Here is an 18437-nt window from a genome sequence, read left to right as displayed (position 1 = left end):
GTCCCGCCCGTTCGGCACCGGCCGCCGGGTGGGGCGGGGCGAGGGCTGTGGACGGAGTTGTCCACAGGCTGGGGACCTCGTCGGCGCGAGGACGGGTGGGCCAGGCACTATGGGGCCATGACTGAGAGCAACGGGTCCGTCGAGCAGCAGCAGGCGGCCATGCCCGACTGGGAGAAGCGCTTCAGGGCACCGAGGGTGTCGCTGCCGGACTGGGCGGAGGACGCCCCGCACCGCTCGCTGTTCGTCTCCAACGCGACGGGAACCTACGAGCTGTACGCGTGGGACCGCGAGACGGGCGAGCAGCGCCAGATCACCGACAGGGCGAACGGTACGACGGACGGGGTGCTCTCCCCGGACGGCGAATGGATCTGGTGGTTCGACGACAAGGACGGCGACGAGTTCGGCATCTGGCGCCGGCAGCGCTTCGCCGGGACCGGCTCCGCGGACGCCGCTTCCCCCGCCGCGACCGCCGGTGCCCCGAGTGTGGACGAGCCCGCCGCGCCGGGACTTGAACCCTCCTACCCCGGGGGACTCGCCATCGGCAGGGACGGACGGACGGCGGTCGTGGGCCGCTCGACGGACGACGACGGATCGACGATCCACCTCGTCCGGTCCGGCGAGGAACCCGTGGAGATCTACCGCCACCGGGAGTCGGCCGGCGTCGGCGACCTCTCCCACGACGGCTCCCTGATCGCCGTGGAGCACACCGAGCACGGCGACGCGATGCACTCGGCGCTGCGGGTGCTGCGCCCTGACGGCTCGACGGTCGCCGACCTCGACGACAGCAAGGGCGGCACGGTCGAGCTGGGCCTGGAGGTGCTGGGCTTCGCCCCGGTCGACGGGGACACCCGGCTGCTCATCGGGCACCAGCGGCGCGGTCGTTGGGAGCCGCTGGTCTGGGACGTCGCGACCGGCGAGGAGACGGACCTCTCCCTCGACCTGCCCGGCGACGTGGGCGCCGAGTGGTATCCGGACGGTTCGGCGCTGCTGATCGCGCACAGTTTCGAGGCCCGCAGCGACCTGTGGCGCTACGACCTGGCGTCCGGCGAGCTGCTCCGTGTGCCCACCCCCGCGGGCACGGTGTCCGGGGCGACGGCCCGCCCCGACGGCAGCGTGGAGTACCTGTGGTCGTCGGCGGCCGAGCCGTCGTCGGTCCGCTCGACGACCCGCGGGGTCATCCTCGATCCCCCCGGCCTGAAGTCCCCGGGCTCGGTCCCCGTGGAGGACGTCTGGGTGGAGGGTCCCGGCGGCAGGGTCCACGCCCTGGTCCAGAAGCCGGCCGGGGCGACGGGACCCCTGCCCACCGTCTTCGACATCCACGGCGGCCCGACCTGGCACGACAGCGACTCCTTCGCGGCGGGCCCGGCGGCCTGGGTGGACCACGGGTACGCGGTGGTGCGGGTCAACTACCGGGGTTCGACCGGGTACGGACGTGAGTGGACGGACGCCCTCAAGCACCGGGTCGGTCTCATCGAGCTGGAGGACATCGCGGCGGTCCGCGAGTGGGCGGTGACGTCCGGACTCGCCGACCCCGAGCGCCTGATCCTCACCGGCGGTTCCTGGGGCGGCTACCTCACGCTGCTGGGCCTGGGCACCCAGCCGGACGCCTGGACCCTCGGCATCGCCGCCGTCCCGGTCGCGGACTACGTCACGGCGTACCACGACGAGATGGAGGCCCTGAAGGCCATGGACCGCACGCTGCTGGGCGGCACCCCGGAGGAGGTGCCCGAGCGCTTCGAGGCGTCCTCACCCCTGACGTACGTCGACGCCGTCAAGGCCCCCGTCTACATCTCGGCCGGCGTGAACGACCCCCGCTGCCCCATCCGCCAGGTCGAGAACTACGTCGACCGCCTCGCCGCCCGAGGAGCCGTCCACGAGGTCTACCGCTACGACGCCGGCCACGGCTCCCTGGTCGTCGACGAACGCATCAAGCAGGTCCACCTGGAACTGAACTTCGCCCAGGCCCACCTCCCGACCTGACGGGGCGGTCCCCGCGGGTTCGGTGACCGGGGTACGGCCCGCTGCCCTTGCCTCTGCTCCTGTCCTGTCCCTGCCGGGGCGGGAGCAGAGGTGCAGTGCCCTGCGGGGGTCTGAGGGCGGCGCCCTGCCGGGGTCCAGGGGTAGCGCGCCGACGGGTTCCGGGGGCAGCGCCCCGCCGGGGTCCAGGGGCAGCGCCCTGCCGGGGTCCGGGGCGGAGCCCCAGAGGATGGGACGGGTAGGGGCGGCGGGGGCGAGGAAAGGAAAAGGACGCCCGCCCGCGACAACCACCCCCCGGTGAGAGCCCCGTCCACCCCTACTGGCCCGGAGGGCCCACGGACCGCTCCCCAGCCCGCCGCCCCGACAACTCCGCAAGCCCCCGCCGAGTAGCCGCCAACACCACCCGATCCTCCGCCCGCAGCACATAGGAGGAGGGAAGATCCCAGACCAGCCCCCTCGGCTCCCGCTGCGACACCCCGCCGCCCCCGCCTCCGCCCGCCGGATCCCCCCGCCGTCCCGCCGCCCGCGTCTCCAGCGCGAGCACCCGCCACGCCCCAGCCCGAAACGCCTCTCCCACGGTCCGCCCCTCCAACTGGGCATGCCCGCCCACCTCGATGGCCGCGAAGAGCAACACCCGCCGTTCGACCGGAATCGCCCCGAGGATCTGCCGGCCCATCATCGCCCCGGCGAACGCGGGCGCGGCCAGATGCGACACGCTGCGACTGCGCGTGAGCGCCTGCGGATGCGCGGCCCGCAGGGTCCGGTACACGGCGGTCGCGAAGTCGTCGTCGTACAGCCGCAGTACCACCCGCAGATCGGGCCGCACCGTACGGGCGTACAGCGCGGCCTCCAGATTCGTCGTGTCCGCGCTGGTCAGCGCGAGCAGCGCATGCGCCCGGTGGATCTTCGCGGCCTCCAGCACACCTTCCTGGGTCACATCCCCCAGCACCACCGGCACCCGCAGTCGCCGCGCCATCGCCAGCCCCCGCGCCTCGGGATCGGCCTCCACGCACACCACGGGAATGTTCAGCTCCCGCAGGCGCGCCAGCACCCGCGTACCGATCTTGCCGACCCCGAGCAGCACCACATGCCCGGACAGCCCCCGCGGCGGCTTGCGCAACGCGGACCCGTTCCGGAACGTACCCAGCGCCTCCAGCACCGCGGCGAGCAGCACCGGAAGCAGCAGCAACCCGACGAGCCCGGAGAAGAGTTGGAGGACCTGCCGCCCGACCGGTTCCCCGATGGCGGGATTGTTGATGGCGAAGAGGTCGAGCAGCGTCAGATAGGTGGCCCGCAGCGGAGGCTCCCCGGTGACGACCATCGAGGCGATCGCCAACCCGACCACACACCCCACCAGCCCGGCGAACGACCAGCGCAGCCGCCGTGACAGCAGCGAGGCGAAGGGCGGGACGCTGCGCCCGCCGGACGCCGTGGGACCGGTGTACGACACGGTCTCCAGGACGACGGTCCCGCGCCCGGTGGCGGCGGCCACCGCCCGCTCGTCGGGCAGCAGCCGGGGTCCCTGCGGACCGCTGCTCTCGGAACCGTCGGCCCCGGCGGGGTCGTTGGTCGTGGCGGACAGCAGCGCGAGCGTGCACAGACCGGGGTCGGCGACCTCACCGGGCCCCGGCGGAGGCCGTTCCACCGCCCGCAGCATCAGCCCGTCCGTCTGGACGACCTTGCTGGTACCGGCGACAGCGGTCGCGGCGAGCGCGGGCGCGGCGGTGTCGGCGTCGGACAGCACGGTGGTGGAGGCGTCGAACCCGCCGCCGCCACCGCCGCCACCGCCGTCACCACGGTCACCACGGTCACCGCCATCGTCGCCAGAGCCGTCGTCGATGCCGGCCGTGGCCAACGCCGATGCCTGGTCGAGGAGTTCCTTGATGTGCTGGCCGAGGCGCCGGTTGTAGAGCCGGATGACGAGCCGCAGCCGCGGGTTGAGGCGGCGCGCGGTGAGCGCGGCCCGGATGTTGGCCTCGTCGTCGTCACCGACGAGCGCGAGGGCGGCGGCCCGTTCGACGCCCGCCTCGGCGAGCACCGCCTCGGTGAGTTCGGTGGCCTCCAACACCCTCTCGGCGCCGGGCGGTTCTGCCGTACGGCCGGGCGGCGCGTCACCGTTCCCGGCGGCCCGGTTCACCGCCGCGGAGACCCGGTCGAACAGGGTCGAGCCCCGGGCCCGTCCGACCACCGGAGGGCGCACCCGGCGCTGTGCGGGCGGTACGACGAGGGTCACCCGCTCGCCGTACACACCACGCAGTTCCGCGGCGAGCCGGTGCGCCAGGGCGTCGTCCCCGGCCACCACCATGTGCGCGGTCTCGGTCGACGGGCTTTGGTACGGAAGGGTCCCCACAAGGGAGAAGAGTGCCGTACCGGGACGCGTGGTTCCATCCGGCCGGCCCGCACAAGTCGCCGCCGCCCGGCAGCGGTTGGGACAGGTGCTCAGGTAGTGGCCGATATCGCCGCCGGCCGCGGCCCCCGGGCGGACCGCAACCGCCCCACCGCCGGCAGGCAGCCGGGACGAACGGACTCACCCGCGGGTACGGCCGCGGCTACGGGTCCTGGTCCGAGCCCGCGCCTCGCGCGGCGGCCGGACGAACTGCAACTCCAGCGCGACCGGGGGCGGAGCGACGCCCGGCCCTCCGGCGGTCGCCCAGTTCACCAGGTCCTCGGTGCAGTCGTTACCCATCGCGAACCCGACCCAGGTCGGCCGCGCACCTCTGCGCCGCCCGTCCCCGGAAGGCTGCACCACCACCACGTTGGCCTGGTCGCAGGGCCCGAGACAGTCCACGGTCCGCACCACGAACCGCCCCCCGGACGCCTGGGCCCCGGCCCGCAACCGCTCCAGCTGCCAGGCGTGATCGTCGTCGGGATACTTCCGCGGATCCCCGCAGCAGCACCCCCGGCAGACAACCAGGGTGCACGGCCGCGAACCGGCGGCGCCGACCGCCACCGTACGACGGTTCCCGGGCGAGGCGGAGGGGGACGGGAGAGCGGAGGCCGCGGCGGTCCCGGACGCGTCCGTCGGAACGGGGGACACGGAGGGCGGGACGGTCAACGAAACCTCTCTCCTTGCGGTTCGTCCGGCTGCGGTTCTGCGGGGCTCGGCGGGGCTCTGCGGGGCGTGTTCAGGATGCCGTCCAGGACGTCGTCCATCGGAGACGATAGTTGACGGCACCGCGACGCGAACTCCGCGTCCCGGGGAGGGCCGGGGAGTGACGTCCGTGCGGGCGACGGCGATGCGGGGGCGCGGCCGTGGCGGAGCTCATCCACTGGGTCGACCACGTCGCGCGGGCGAGAAGGGAGTACGAGCGCTGGTGCGCGCGCTCTCCCATGCCCTGAAGCGCCAACGGGGCGGCCGCACCAGCGACGACGCGACCCTCTTCCTGATCGAATGGCGCGGGGCGCCGCGGACCACCTCGCCGTCCTGGAGTGAGCCGGCGCGCGCCGTGCCGCTTACTTCGCCGTGATGAGGCGGCCCGGCCGGGCGGCAGTCGCCCGGTAGGAGGAGGCGTCGTCGCCGTCCTCCCAGGCTTCCTCGGAGTCCTGGTCTCCGTCGGCCAGGGAGCCGGCGTGGAGGGCGAGTTCCGCTGCCATGAGCGCGCTCGCGGTCATCGGGAGCCCGGAGGCGTCGCTCGCGGTCGTCGGGGGGCCGGAGCTGTCGCTCGCGGCGGCCATCAGGCGGGCGGCGGCGGGGGCGCTGGTCTCCGGTGGTACCACCAGCAGGTTCCAGCTTCCCGTGGTGTGGGACATCAGCAGGATCTTGTGGGGGTCCAGCTCCGTCGTGAACCAACCGATCCTGACCCCATGGCCGTTGACGGGCACCCTGCTCGGGATGACGGGCCAGTACGTCGGGTTGACGGCGACCCGGGTGATCCGCCCGAACAGCGGGTCCAGTACGTCGGCCAGGGCGGAGAGTTCGTCGGCCAGGTCGCGGGAACGGGGCCACCAGGCGCCGTCGAGGGGCCCCCGGAGCGTGCTCACGGTCTTCAGTGCCAGGCGAGCGGTCGGCGCCCTGAAGGGCACGATCCGTAGCGGCGGTCGGTCGGTGGTCGCGGACATCGCGCGCACCTGTCTCCCGGCCGCTGCACGGGGCTGCGGCCCGGTGTCGTCACTCGCCGAGAACGACATCGGCATGGCGGCCGGTGTGCGAAGTACTCTCGATGGCTCCACGCTACTCCCGCGGCGGGCCGGACGGGCCCCGGCGAGGCACGGGTCCCGAACTCCGCCTCTTTCCTTACGCGCCACGCGCCACGCGTTTCTTTGCGCGCCGCGCGCCGAACGTCACCGGCTGCACGCCATGCCCACGGGCCGAACGTCACCGGCTGCGCCACGCCCACGGGCCGCCTGCCACGGGCTGCACGCCGGGCGCCACGGGGCTTCCGCCGCCCTCCCTTCGTCACATGCCCTCCGACGGCCTCGGCACGCGGCCGACGGTGGCCGTCGCGGGACCGTGCGAGGAGGGACGGCGGGCGTCGTGTCCGCCTTCGGAGTCCCAGACCTTCTCCCGGGTCGAGTCCCACGCGGCCTCGGCCTCCGCCTCGGCGCCGCCGAAGAGCTCGGCCTCCCGGATCAGTCCGCTCGCGGTGAGCTGCCGCGCGGGATCCGTGGCCGTGGTCATCAGCCGGGCGGCCGTGGCGGCGTCGGTCCCGGGCGGTATCACCAGCAGGTCCCAGCGCCCCGCGCTGTAGGAGAGCAGGAGCAGTTTGTGCGGGTCCTGCTCGGGCCCGAACCAGCCGACCTTCACCACATGACCCTGGACGGGCACCTTGCGGGGGACGACCGGCCAGAGGGTGGGATTCACGGTGACGTGGGTGATGCGCCCCCACAGTGGGTCCAAGAGCGCTATGAGCGCGGGAAGTTCGGCCGTCAGGTCGCGGGAGCGGGGCCACCACGCGCCGTCGATCAGGGCGGGGGCGGTGCCGGGCGGTGCCAGTTGCAGCCGGAGAGGGCCCGGTGAAGGAGAAGCTGAGGAGGTCCGGTCTTCGAGCGCCGACTTGTCGAACGTGGTTGCGGTCATCACACGAACCCAGCCTCGGGCCGGCCTGCACCGGCCCGGTGTCGTGAATCGCCGGGGACGGCACGGGCATCGAAGCCGGTGTACGAAGTACCCTCGGTATCTTTAGGATACTCCTGGATGGACCCCGATGGACGGTTGCCGTGGCACGGGTTCCACGGACGTGCGGGCGCGCGGTCGCCGGTCGCCCGCCCTCAGCGGCCGGCGCGCCGGCCCGCGCGCCGGGACCATCGGACGGACGCGATCGCCACGTCGGCCGCGAGCACCACGATGCCGATGACCAGCAGATATCCCAAGCCGTGGGCTGCCACGCCGATGATTCCCAGCACAACGGCCGCGAGGACGAGGAGAAGGAAGAGCACCATCGCCTGAACGCCTTCCTTTCCTTGAGAGCGGATCGGATCGGTCGGGGCCGGGGGGCGGTCGCTCAGCGGCGTGCGAGTTGCCGTTCGCCCTGCCCGCCCGGCTGGTACGTCATGTCGTAGTGCTGGAAGATCGCCTCTTCCCGCTCGGCGGGCAGGATGTCGTCCGTGCCGATCGAAGGGGCCTTCCGCACCAGGCTCTTTGCGTAGGGGACCCTGAGATAGTCCGGTCCGAGGATCGCCGCGTCGAGGGGGACGAAGACCAGGCGCTGGCGAGTGGGCAGTCCGGTCCGCACGGTGGCCACGGCCGGTTCGTCGGTGGTGGTGTCCACATAGATCGCTTCGAGCACGCCGATCTTGTGCCCCTTCGCGTCCACCACGTCATGGTCGCGCCACTCACGGATGTCGGCTGCCTGGATCATGCCCTCTCCCTCCCGGGCGCGACACCCTCACGAGGTACGAGCACGGGCCGCGAGCCACGGGCCAGCGGCTCCGGCGCGGAATACGCCGAGGCCGTACTTCAGGGCGGCTCGACGTAGGAGTGAGCCGACCCACCCCCAACGATACTGCGCTCCGCGCGGCTGGGTAGGGGCTGCCGGGATGAAGGGGGCTACGCTGTGGAGCAGGCCCCAGTCCCCGGTTCCGAGTTCTGTTCCGCTCCCGGGGAGGCCCACTGTGTTCGTTCTGCTTCTCGTCCTGATCGTGGTCTTGTTCGGCCTCGGCTTCCTCAACCCCCTGTGGTGGGTCGCCGCGGCCGTGTTGGTCTTCGGAGCCACCCGCTTCGGCCGCGGCGGCGGGTCCGACGGGGGTGAGTATCAGGACTACCGGGACCGGAGGGAGCGCGAGGACCGCTGGGACCGCCGCTACAGCCGGCAGCACCGGGCGCGCTGGAACCGCGAGGACCGGCGCGACCGGCAGGAGCGACGGGGTCGGCGGGACCGCGAGCGCCGCGGGTGACCGGTGCGGGATCCGGCCCTGGGTTCTCGCCCCGGCCCCCTTCCCGGCCGGGCCCTGGTCCCGGCCCTCGCCCTGGTCAGGACCTCAGTCCGGGCAGGGGTTCGGAGTCGTCGATGAACGCGCGGGCCAGGTCGGACAGGCGCCGGTTGTGCGCACGGGCGTAACCACGCAGGGTGGTGAACGCCTGTTCCATGTCGATGCCCCGGCGCTCGGCGAGTTTTCCCTTGGCCTGTTCGATCAGTACACGGCTGTTCAGGGCGTTCTGCAGTTGCTCGTTGAGGACGGTGCTGCGGTGCGCGGTGCGCTGTTGCAGCAGGCTGATGGTGGCGACGTCGGCCAGGGCCTGGGCGAGCGGCGTGGCGTCCGGGTCGAAGGGGCCGCGTCGGGTGCGGAAGAGATTGAGGGCCCCGACGACCTCGTCCCGCAGACGCATCGGCAGAGCCTGGACCGACCCGAATCCGCTGCGCTGGGCCGCCGCGACGAAACGTGGCCAGCGGTCGGCCTCCTCGATCAGGTCCGTGACGATCACCGGTGCGCCGGTGCGGAAACAGTCGAGGCAGGGGCCTTCGTCGTTCTGCAGCTGGAAGAGCTCCAGCAGGCGCACCCGTTCGTCGGAGGCGGCCATGACACGGAGTTCGCCGCCGTGGTCCGCGAGCAGCACGCCCGCGGCGCTCGCGTCGAGCATGCCCACGCAGCGGTCGGTCAGCAGGCGCAGGAAGTCGATCAGGTCGAAGTCGGCGACCAGGTTGTCCGCCAGCTCGACGAAGGTCTTGGCCAGGAGCCGCTGATTCATCGTGCACACCCTTCGTCGGGACTGATCCCGGCCCGGACGATGGGACGGGAGGCACAACTAACGTTTTCTTCGGATGTCCTGACTTGGCGTCAGGTGCTCTCGTCGGTCCGGTCCGGGTTCGCGCCCGGAGGGAACGTGAGCCGGTGGGCGACGACGTCGGCGGCCACCGCGGCGAGGCGGCGTCCTCTCGCGTAGGCGTGGGCGCGCAGCCGGACGAAGGCTTCTTCGGCACTGACTCCGAGCTGGCCCGTGAGCATGCCCGTGGCCTGGTCGATCTCCGCGCGGTACGCGCCCAGCTCCTCGAAGCGGCCGTCCACCGGCCCTCCGCCGGCCAGGCCCGCCTCCCCGTCGAGCCGGGAGTCGAGCAGGACCAGAGCGGCGGTGTCGGCGAAGGCGGCCGCGTCGGCCAGTTCCTCCGTGTCCAACCGCCGCGGGACTTGGGAGTACAGGTCCAGGACCCCGGGGCTGACCGCTCCCGTCCGCAGCGGGAAGGCGAAGACGGCGCGTGCCCCGGTCTCCAGGGCCGCGTCGGCGAACACGGCCCAGCGGTCCTGTACCTCGGCGGCGAAGAGATCGGGTGTCAGCACGGCCGAGCCCTGGGCGAAGGCATCCACGCAGGGTCCCTCGCCGAGGGTGAGCTGGAGTTCCTCCAACTGCTCGCTGACGTCGTCGGTGCTGCACAGGGGATGGCTCGCCGCGGACACGGACATCGCGGAGAGACCGGCCCCGCCGACCGGCAACGCGGCGACGGCCGCCGCGCACACGTCCACGACCCCGACCCTGGCACCGCGCCGGGCTGCCTGCTCGGCGACCAGGACCTGGATCCGGGCCGACCGGCTGTCGGGCCTCACCCGGGCCACCGGGTCCCGGAACCGTGCGCGAGCCCCTTCAGCCTTGCCGTGGTCCGTTCCCCGAGGGGGAGCACCAGCGCACGGTACGTGGTCGCGGCCGTCGGCTTTTGAACCCTCCCGACATCCCGCCATCCCCCGGAGCGGAGCGAGTCGAGAGCCGGGTGGTCGGCCTGATCCACCAAGGTGGCGCCGAGAGTCGCCCGGTGGTCGGCCAGCAGCCGCTCCCGCAGACGGTGGGCCGGCTTCTGGTCCCGCGGGTGCGGGCGAACCAGGGTGTCGCTGATCGCGAAGACACCGCCGGACCGGGTGATCCGCTCGATGCTGCGGGGCAGCGCACCGTCGAAACCGAGCCACCAGCGGCCGTCGCCGAGGACCGGGAATCCGAAGGCACACCCCATCAGACCGTCGGTCTCCGCGATCACCATGGCGAACCCCGGCCGCCGGATGTCGCCCGCGAGACGGTCGAGGAAGTCCTGACGGCCGGGACCGCGGCATCCCCCATCGGATCCCGTCGCGCTGAACTCCTCGTACAGATCTCCGAGATCCTCCCGGATGTCCTCCACGAGCCATCGGTTCACCCGGCGCAACCGCACGGCGTCCGCGCCGGATTCCGCGCCGACTTCCCCACCGGGCTTCTCGTTCCTGAGGGGCTGCCGTGCCGGTCCCCGATGCGGCCGGGCCATCACACCGCACCGCCGAGGAGGACACGAAGAAGGGGAACCGGCCCACGGGACGGGACGGGAGGGGGCGCGGTCGGGGCGTTCCCGGGCGGGAGCGGCACCTGCCCGAACGGAAGCCCCAGCAGCAGGAACGCGCAGTCGGCGATGTCGACCAGGACGACCAGCGCCGGTGGCGGATGGTGCAGTCGCAGCGTCCCCCCGGCGGCGGTGGTGCGCTGGGACGCGTGGAGGAAGGCGTTGAGGCCGCTGCAGTCGCAGAAGGTGAGGAGGGAGAGGTCGACGTCGATGGTGCGGATGCCGTCGCGCAGGCACTGTTCCAGTGACGCGCGCACCAGGGGCGCCGTCTGCAGGTCGATCTCGCCGGCCGGCGTGATCAGTGCTCGGTTCTTGTCGTCGTGACGGCGGACGGTGAGCGGCGGAAGGTGCATGACGCCTCGGTTCGGAGGACCGTCCGGCAGGGGACCGGGTGGTGCCGGGACCCCGGCACCACCGACCCGCACCCGGCAGCGGAGTGCATTCGGCGGAGGTCCGGACGACGGCCGACTCGCCGGCCTGCGCGGCCGGACTGCGGACCCACCCGGTTCCCTCCAGGGATACGCCGGGCGACGGGCGAAAACCCCGCTCCCCGCGGCGATCTGTGCTCGCCAACGACTTGCCGTCGGGGTCCGGGACGTCTGCACAGCAGCGTAGCCCTCGCCCGGTGCGCCGGAGGGCCGGAACGGCCCATTCCCAGCATGTGGACGGCAAGTTGAGGCGACACCCGAAGCGCGGGTCCCGCAGGACAGACGAACGCACGGCGACGTCGGACGGCTCTCCCGGATCCGTCGGTGGCCCTCCGAACTGCTACTCGGCTGCCAGGGGACGGTATGCGAACCCACGGCATCTCGGCGCCGGTGTCGATCCACACGTGGTTGCCGTACAGGGGCTGGTAGCGGATGGCGCCGGGTTCCTGGTCGTCGATGTGATCGGCTGCGGAGACGACCGTATCGTCGCAGGGTGCGTGCACGGGCTGCCCGTAGATGAGGTGGCGCTCGTTCTAGCCGTGCACCACGGCGGCGATTATGCGCGGCGCCAGACGTTGCCGGTCGGCGGGCTCGGCGGGCTCGGCGGGCTCGGCGGTGAGAAACCGGTACAGGGCGTCGGGCGCGGCGTTCGCCGCTTCCCCGGCCCTGTCACGCATCGGGCGCACCGTCCTGTCCCGCCCTCATCGCCACCGGGGTCATACCGTGCGCGGGCAGCGCCGACCAACTCCAGCTCAACACACGCTCCTTGACTGCCCGGAGGCGTCGCGCGAGCGACCGGCAACCCTCGCCGCGCAGGCAAGTACAGCCCGCGCCGATCATCAGCAGCCCGGAGCACACCGGGCCCATGCTGACGATGACGACGCCCAGGTGCATACGTGCCGTCCGCGGCCCCCGCGTCGGCCTTCGGGATCCACGGCGGTCTGGAAGACGAGGAGAAGGGCGGCGGGGTTGTGCGGCGGCCACATCATCAGAGCCGCGCGAGGGCGAGTACCCGGCGGCCGAAGCTCACGAACGCCAGGGCGGCGGCCGAAGCCGGTTCCCAAATGGACCCCAGAGCGGGACAGCCCTTAGTTCCCGGATGGTTGGGTGACGACGATCCGCCAAATCACCGAAGCGGGTGCTGAGAACTTCCACGCCAGTTCGTGCACTTTGGCGTGCGGTATCTCGGCGGTGAACACGCCGCTCCCGTCACCGCACTGAGACCCGGCGAGGGGCTTTCCGGAGGTGACGATGTTGAACTTGGAGGGGCCGGCGCAGGTCCACCTCGCCGTGATGGATGAGGCTTTCCCCGCTGACGCGGGAAGAGTGACACTGCCTGAACCGTGACCCGATCCCTTGTACAGCGTCTTCGAGCCGACAGGGAGTGCCGACTGGACAGGATCGGGAAGGCGGTCCGGGCTCGTCGGGGTCTGCTCCGGAGAGGGGGTTTCGCCGGTCCCCGTCGTCGCTTCTGCCGGAGGCGGCGTCGCACCGTGGGTGGCGGTTGCCCGGGGGTGAGTCCCCCCGGAACAGGCCGACACAAGCACCAGGGCCGACAGGCCGACGGCCAGCAGGGGCAGCTTCATCAGATCGTCCTCAACTCACGAGTGGGCGATGTAGGGCGAGAGCGCCGGGAGTTTGGCGGTCCCGTGGTTCGAGACGATCCACTTGCAGCCACCGTTATAGGAACCGCGCTCCCAGTTGAAGGAGTATCCCTTCGAGCCGAGGGCGAGCCACCCGTCCTTCTGGCTCGCCGGAACCTTCCACGAGCCGCCAAGGGTGACGGTCGTGGTCTTCGAGTAGGAAATCGAGCCGCTGATGGTCTCCTCTGCGGAAGCGACGATGATCGACTCGCTGAGCTTTGACGCATAGGTGATGGTGCCGGTCCAGGTGTGGCCCTTGGCAACCGAGACGAAACGCGTGACATACGTAGTGACTGTGGACGCCCACATCCCGGACAGCACTGCGGAGATGGACCCACTTCAGCGCACCGGCGCCGTGGCGCTCATCGAGGATGGCTTCGACTCGGTCGAGGCCGTCGAGGGGCCCGACGGCATGGAAGCCGATCTCCTCGACAGGATCGTGGTCGTTTATCCGGGCGGGGCGTTTCTGCAAGTGTTCGTTATTGCTCCGGCTCTGGAGTTGCCGAGGAGACTGTGCGGCCTGTCGTGGGTGAACTGCTCCCACGATCCGAGCTGTTGACTGACTGGCAGATTGAACGATGCGAGGTCGAACTGGACCCCGAGTTCGCCCAGGAGAGTCTCGCCGCCGCCGACGGTCCCGCCGCCCCGCCCGATGATCCGGCTGACCGCAAGGCCTGGCACAGCGAGCGTCCAGCGGTCGAGGACGACAGCGAGGGCCACGGTGGTGCGGCCGGCAGGATTCGTGTGGGTGAGCAGATTGCCCTCGGCGTCCCACGTCCACGATTCACGCGAGCCGTCGGGGTGTTCGCGCCAGGAGGGCCTGTCCTCGATGGTGATCTACGAGCTGCGGAAAGTCGGCCGCATCAGTCCCAAGGGGACCGAGGACATCACCGGAGACATGTGGAGGCGACCGCCTCTCGCCGCGGAAGGATGCAAATGAAGTACGTCACGGCCGTCTGGGACGACGGAGGGTTCTTCGTGGATCCGGGGGCCTATCTGGCCGAACTGCCGCGTCTGCGCGCCGAGCTGCCCTCAGGTGCCCGGTCCTTCGCCACCGACCCCGGCCACTACGACATCGCGGGCGCGACCCGCTGTGTCAAGGATCTGGAGCTGGCCGGGGTCCACCTCGCCACCGACAAGAGCGGCGGCCTGGTCCTGGAGCTCGCACCCAACAAGTTCAAGCACGACTCCGGCCTGCGCATCACCTACTCAGGCGTGACGCACTTCTCCGTCGACTATGAACACTCCATCGACTGGATGCTGGTCGACGCTGTCCTCCTCGACGAAATCCTTCCCGACGAGGACGGCGGCTGCACGCACGAGATCGCGCTGACCGACGCGAGCATCCTGGTTCGCTGCCGGGACCTGGAAGCGGTGTGGGGCGGCACGAGCTGACGGAGACGGTTTCGGTGGTCCCAGGCCACCTGGACCGACTTTCCCGGCACGCAGGCGTCGACGGGGCACCGTGTTCGCACGTGCCTTAGAGGTCATCTCATTTGGATTCTTCGGTAGCCTGCTGGCGTGGGGATTGTTGAGCGGCTGGTGCCGGATGAGTTGTGGGAGCTGTTCCAGCGGGTGGTGCCGGAAGCGCCTTCCCGACCTCAGGGAGGCGGTCGGCGTCGGCACGGTGACCGGGAGGTGCTGGCTGCGATCGTGTTCGTGGCCACGTCGGGCTGCACGTGGCAGCAGCTGCCGTCCGCATCGTTCGGGCCATCGGGAGCGACGGCTCACCGGCGCTTCGCCGAGTGGACCAAGGCCAGGGTCTGGGCCAAGCTGCACCGTCTGGTCCTCGACGAACTCGGCGCCCGCGGTGAGCTGGACTGGTCCCGCTGCGCGATCGACTCGGTGAACATGAGGGCCCTGAAAAAGGGGACCTGACAGGCCCGAATCCTGTCGACCGGGGCAAGTACGGCTCAAAGATCCACTTGATCACCGAGAGGACCGGTCTGCCTCTCTCCGTCGGCATCTCGGGAGCGAACCTGCACGACAGCCAGGCGCTGATCCCGCTGGTGAAGGGCATACCGCCGATCCGCTCCCGGCGTGGACGTCGACGACGCAGGCCGGGAAAGCTCCATGCCGACAAGGGATACGACTACGGCCACCTGCGGCGATGGTTACGCGAGCGGGGCATCACACATCGCCTTGCCCGCAAGGGTATCGAGTCCTCGACCCGCCTGGGCCGGCACCGTTGGACCGTAGAACGCACGATGTCCTGGCTTGCCGGATGCCGGCGACTGCACCGCCGCTACGAGCGCAAAGCCGAGCACTTCCTCGCCTTCACCAGCATTGCCTGCACCCTGATCTGCTACCGCCGACTCGCCAAATGAGATGGCTTCTAAGTGGCCCAGCCCTTCCGACTACTTCCACGATTGGGCACTGGTGGATGTGGAGACCTCTGGGCTGAGGCCCGGCAGGGACCGCGTCCTTTCCCTGGCGGTCATCACGCTCGACGGACACGGCCGGCAGACAGGAGAGTTCTCCACCCTCCTCAATCCCGGCTGCGACCCCGGCCCGGTGCACATCCATGGCCTAACCCCAGCGCGTCTTGCGGGCGCGCCCACCTTCGAGGAGATAGCGCCGCAGGCGGGGTCACTGCTCAGCAGCCGCGTCCTGGTCGCCCACAACACGCAGTTCGACTACGACTTCCTGGCCCATGAGTTTGCCCGCGTCCGTTCCTGAGTCCCAGTCAGCAGACGCTTGTGCACTCTGGCGCTCAGCCGCCTGGTCGGGCCCGCGACGGCCGACCTCAAGCTCGGCACTCTCGCCGCGCTCGGCCCATACAACGAGCCTCCGACCGTGCGGGGCGAGGCTCATGCGAGGGCGAAGCCGAGGGGCTCGCGGGGCTCGTAGCGGGGTGTGACGTCAGTAAAGGCATTTTCGCCTGTCGCGGCCTGAACTGCAAAAACGCGGTTGGACATTGATCCGTCACCCTGCTCGGTCGCCCTTCCCCGGCTGGCCGACGGCGATCACCTCGGTTTGGCGGCTGGGGCCGAGGCGTGGCCGAGAGATTGCGACGCCAGGGGAGGCCGGTCTACGTGTAACCAAGCTCCTCCCACCGGGCTCTGAGCCTTGCCGCAGTGGCCTCGCTCTGCCTCTCTAGATCCATGAGCGATGTCTCGTATCGGTCGCCCCATGATCGATAGACATCGACCAGTCCCTGTCGTTCCGTAGCGACGAGCTTCTCCACTCGAGAGCGGAGATCCTCACCAAGAACATTGAGCACACGTTCGCGCACGAGGTTCGGGGGTAGATACGAAGACCGTCCGCCGTCGGCCGCCCAACGGTCGATCACCCCAGGAAAGCCCCGGAGGTTCAGGCTTCTGAGGTCGTCGTGCCGGTCCGACCACCATGCCGCGAAGGCTCCGGTCAGCTGGTATCGGTCCAGGATCCCCGCCGGCAGTAGTTCCTCACGGAAGGAAGCCATAAGCCGGGGACGCAACATCAACAGCCGTTCTGTGCCAGCGAGTTCAGCAATGCGTGATGCCGTTTCCTCCCACCATGAACGGCAGCGGTCCGTGAACTCCTCCTCTCGGGCAGCAGCGAGGCCCGAGATGCGCGCTGCGGTCGCCTCACAGCCGTCGCTCAGGAAATCGAGATAGTTGGAACCCTTCAGCGTGAACAGGTCTGCGAGGTCGATACCGTAAGCGCGGAACTTCGTCATTTCCGCATCAACTTCGCTTCTTGGCACACCACCGAACAGCGCCGCACGGACGTCCAGTGGTGGCTCGGCAGGCGGACTGGCGTCCACGTAGCGCCGGATGTTGAGGTTGAAGTCGTTGTCCGCGATCTCCTCCAGCGATACCGCCCGCGAGAATCCGGGGATGTCCGCCCACTCGCGGAAAGCACTCACGATCTTCTCAATGTTCCGCGGCTCCAAGTGGTTCTGCGACCGCCCCGTGACCACTTCGCGCTCGGCGTTGATAAATAGCGCCTGGCCGCGCTGTTCCGCTGATGTTCCGTTCGTACCCCGCAGCACCAGGATGCAGGCGGGGATGGCCGTGCCGTGGAAGACGTTCGGCCCGATACCGATCACCGCTTCGAGTCGGGCGTCCTCGATGAATCCCCGGCGGATCTCCGCCTCCGCCCCACCCCGGAACAGCACACCCTGCGGGGTAACCACCGCTGCGATCCCGTCCGGGCGGAGTGTGGCCAGCACATGCTGGACGTTCATCAGATCGGCCTTTCCCCGCCCTGGCGTCCAGCCGTACTTCATCCGCTCGGGATGCCTCACCTCCTTCTCGGAGTAGTCCATCGAGAAGGGAGGGTTGGTCAGCACACGGTCAAAGCGTGTCAGACGCCCGTCCTGCAGTGAGTGGAGTGGATCGGTCAGTGTGTCGCCGCAGAGCACCGAGCCGTCTGTGATGCCGTGCAACAGGAGGTTTAGCCGGGCTGTGGACCACGTCGCGCCGTTCACTTCCTGCCCGAAGAGGGCGAGGTCCGCGCCGTCCCCTCCGTGCTCCTCGACGTACTGCCTGGCCTGGACGAGCATGCCCCCCGAACCGGCGAACGGGTCGTACACCGACTGTCCCTCCTGCGGCCGGACCAAGCGCACCATCAGCCGAACCACAGAACGGGGGGTGAAGAATTCCCCACCTCGTTTCCCCGCACTGTCAGCGAACGCGCTGAGGATCAGGTCATAGGCACGACCGACCACATCGCCGAACTCCAAGTCGTCGTCGCTCAGCGGAATGTGGTCGAAGTGATCGACCAGTGCCTTCAACTCGGCACGACCCAGCCGTCTGTCGAAGTCGAGGGTCTCGAACAAACCCTTCAGTACCTCAGGATTGCTCCGCTCAAGTTCCCAAAGGGCTTCGTTGAGTACGTGACCTAGCGCTTTGCCCTCGTAGTCGACGATGTGGGACCAGCGCGCACGCTCGGGAACCCGAAGAACGCCGGGCTGGTCCGAGACCCGCTTGAGGACCAGCAATCCGGAGACGACATCACGGTACTGCGAGGCATCCATTCTGCCCCGCAGGATGTCGGCGGCGCCGAACAGGGCCCTTGTCAACTGCGCGACAGTAAGGGGACTCATGTGTGCCTCGTTCCTTGAATCAGCTCTCCGAAGATGGCCGGCCGCAGTGCCTCAAGGCGGTCGGCCATCTGCCGCTGGCTCCTGATCCGGGCGTCGACATCGGCCAGGGCTTCGACGATGGAGCGCTGCCGGTCCAGCGGAGGCACGGTGACCGGCAACTCGTTCAGCATCGTCGAGTTGAGCGACGGGACCGTTCCCGGGAGGGACTGTCCCAGCAAGGCCCGTTGCACGGGCGGATAGGACAGATACGAGACAAGGTACGCGGGCAGGGCGAGCTCACGTCGGGGCCTGAGACGCAGACAGGACGAGCCGTAGAACCATGTGGCGTGTTCTGCCTCGATCAACGCCAGCCGACCGAGTGTCCCCTGCCGCACGACGAGGAGGTCACCTTCCCGCAGTGCGAACCGGGAGAGCCGCTTGGCCTCGCCCCGCGGCACCCGGCGCAGCCGCCGGGTGTCCACCGTGTGGTCATCGGTGAGATCCGGCGGAGAGATCACCGGCACACCGTCGGGGCCGTCGTTCAGGCTTTCCAGCAAGGACCCGGACGGACCGGCCGTCACCTCACAAAGGCTCCCAAGGCGGATCTGATCCCGAGTCATGGACTCGTCCTCTCTGTGCACGATTC

19 protein-coding genes and 1 pseudogene are annotated in these 18437 nt (G+C 70.3%); 6 read left to right on the top strand and 14 right to left on the bottom strand.

The window, feature by feature from the left end:
- Positions 1-117 precede the first annotated feature (117 nt).
- Entirely contained in the window at positions 118-1980 is a 1863-nt protein-coding gene (locus tag OG199_RS20230) for a S9 family peptidase (protein ID WP_405830625.1), read from the top strand.
- A gap of 313 nt (positions 1981-2293) precedes the next feature.
- On the opposite strand, the gene OG199_RS20225 is transcribed toward OG199_RS20230, so the two are convergent.
- The 6 genes from OG199_RS20225 to OG199_RS20200 all read right to left on the bottom strand — a co-directional run bounded on the left by OG199_RS20225 (position 2294) and on the right by OG199_RS20200 (position 7775).
- Positions 2294-4282, bottom strand: coding sequence for an NAD-binding protein (locus tag OG199_RS20225; protein WP_405834610.1), 1989 nt, complete (start codon positions 4280-4282; stop codon positions 2294-2296).
- Between the two features lie 222 nt (positions 4283-4504).
- Entirely contained in the window at positions 4505-4927 is a 423-nt protein-coding gene (locus OG199_RS20220) for a (2Fe-2S) ferredoxin domain-containing protein (protein ID WP_405834608.1), read from the bottom strand.
- A 503-nt stretch (positions 4928-5430) separates the two neighbouring features.
- The gene (locus OG199_RS20215) at positions 5431-6036 is read right to left on the bottom strand and encodes a DUF5994 family protein (RefSeq protein WP_405830624.1); all 606 of its coding nucleotides are present in this window, start codon (positions 6034-6036) and stop codon (positions 5431-5433) included.
- 337 nt (positions 6037-6373) lie between these two features.
- Positions 6374-6994, bottom strand: a complete 621-nt coding sequence (locus tag OG199_RS20210) for a DUF5994 family protein (RefSeq protein WP_405830622.1) — start codon at positions 6992-6994, stop codon at positions 6374-6376.
- A gap of 191 nt (positions 6995-7185) precedes the next feature.
- Positions 7186-7356 (bottom strand): hypothetical protein, encoded by a 171-nt coding sequence (locus tag OG199_RS20205; protein WP_351716210.1) that lies wholly within the window; start codon positions 7354-7356, stop codon positions 7186-7188.
- A 62-nt stretch (positions 7357-7418) separates the two neighbouring features.
- Entirely contained in the window at positions 7419-7775 is a 357-nt protein-coding gene (locus OG199_RS20200) for a PRC-barrel domain-containing protein (RefSeq protein WP_356798396.1), read from the bottom strand.
- A gap of 253 nt (positions 7776-8028) precedes the next feature.
- Here OG199_RS20200 and OG199_RS20195 point away from each other — a divergent pair, with 253 nt between their 5' ends.
- Positions 8029-8310, top strand: a complete 282-nt coding sequence (locus OG199_RS20195; protein WP_405830620.1) for a hypothetical protein — start codon at positions 8029-8031, stop codon at positions 8308-8310.
- Between the two features lie 76 nt (positions 8311-8386).
- On the opposite strand, the gene OG199_RS20190 is transcribed toward OG199_RS20195, so the two are convergent.
- The 6 genes from OG199_RS20190 to OG199_RS20165 form a co-directional block, all read right to left on the bottom strand.
- A complete protein-coding gene (locus OG199_RS20190; protein WP_356798400.1) occupies positions 8387-9103 on the bottom strand; it encodes a GAF and ANTAR domain-containing protein in 717 nt (238 codons plus the stop codon).
- Positions 9104-9192: 89 nt separating this feature from the next.
- The gene (locus tag OG199_RS20185) at positions 9193-9954 is read right to left on the bottom strand and encodes a GAF and ANTAR domain-containing protein (protein WP_356798402.1); all 762 of its coding nucleotides are present in this window, start codon (positions 9952-9954) and stop codon (positions 9193-9195) included.
- Positions 9951-10532, bottom strand: a complete 582-nt coding sequence (locus tag OG199_RS20180) for a hypothetical protein (protein ID WP_405830618.1) — start codon at positions 10530-10532, stop codon at positions 9951-9953. Before OG199_RS20180 ends, OG199_RS20185 begins: the two co-directional genes overlap by 4 nt.
- A 104-nt stretch (positions 10533-10636) precedes the next feature.
- Entirely contained in the window at positions 10637-11062 is a 426-nt protein-coding gene (locus OG199_RS20175; RefSeq protein WP_356798405.1) for an STAS domain-containing protein, read from the bottom strand.
- 608 nt (positions 11063-11670) lie between these two features.
- Entirely contained in the window at positions 11671-11814 is a 144-nt protein-coding gene (locus OG199_RS20170; protein ID WP_405830616.1) for a hypothetical protein, read from the bottom strand.
- Positions 11815-12738: 924 nt separating this feature from the next.
- Positions 12739-13101 carry a hypothetical protein gene (locus OG199_RS20165; RefSeq protein WP_405830614.1) on the bottom strand — a complete coding sequence of 121 codons (363 nt, stop codon included), beginning with the start codon at positions 13099-13101 and terminating at the stop codon, positions 12739-12741.
- A 7-nt stretch (positions 13102-13108) separates the two neighbouring features.
- Between OG199_RS20165 and OG199_RS20160 the strand changes: the two genes are divergently transcribed.
- From OG199_RS20160 to OG199_RS20145, 4 genes and pseudogenes are all read left to right on the top strand, one after another.
- A complete protein-coding gene (locus tag OG199_RS20160) occupies positions 13109-13339 on the top strand; it encodes a hypothetical protein (protein WP_405830612.1) in 231 nt (76 codons plus the stop codon).
- A 377-nt stretch (positions 13340-13716) separates the two neighbouring features.
- Entirely contained in the window at positions 13717-14175 is a 459-nt protein-coding gene (locus OG199_RS20155; protein ID WP_405830610.1) for a hypothetical protein, read from the top strand.
- 132 nt (positions 14176-14307) lie between these two features.
- Positions 14308-15107 (top strand): IS5 family transposase gene (locus OG199_RS20150; protein WP_405834606.1). Its coding sequence is split into 2 segments (ribosomal slippage): positions 14308-14647 and positions 14647-15107, totalling 801 coding nucleotides; the frame shifts between segments, so codons are not numbered across the junction.
- A gap of 1 nt (position 15108) precedes the next feature.
- Positions 15109-15549, top strand: a pseudogene (locus OG199_RS20145) (exonuclease domain-containing protein); the annotation flags it as partial.
- A 262-nt stretch (positions 15550-15811) separates the two neighbouring features.
- Here OG199_RS20145 and OG199_RS20140 read toward each other — a convergent pair.
- On the bottom strand, positions 15812-17812 hold the full coding sequence (locus OG199_RS20140) for an N-6 DNA methylase (protein WP_405830608.1): 2001 nt from the start codon (positions 17810-17812) through the stop codon (positions 15812-15814).
- Positions 17809-18411 carry a restriction endonuclease subunit S gene (locus tag OG199_RS20135; RefSeq protein WP_399375474.1) on the bottom strand — a complete coding sequence of 201 codons (603 nt, stop codon included), beginning with the start codon at positions 18409-18411 and terminating at the stop codon, positions 17809-17811. Before OG199_RS20135 ends, OG199_RS20140 begins: the two co-directional genes overlap by 4 nt.
- Positions 18412-18437 lie beyond the last annotated feature (26 nt).

This window comes from Streptomyces sp. NBC_01176, from assembly GCF_045039825.1.
In the GTDB taxonomy this organism is placed as follows: Bacteria; Actinomycetota; Actinomycetes; order Streptomycetales; family Streptomycetaceae; genus Streptomyces.
The sequence above is the reverse complement of the archived record's forward strand: the minus strand, read 5'-3'. Positions and strand labels throughout refer to the sequence as shown.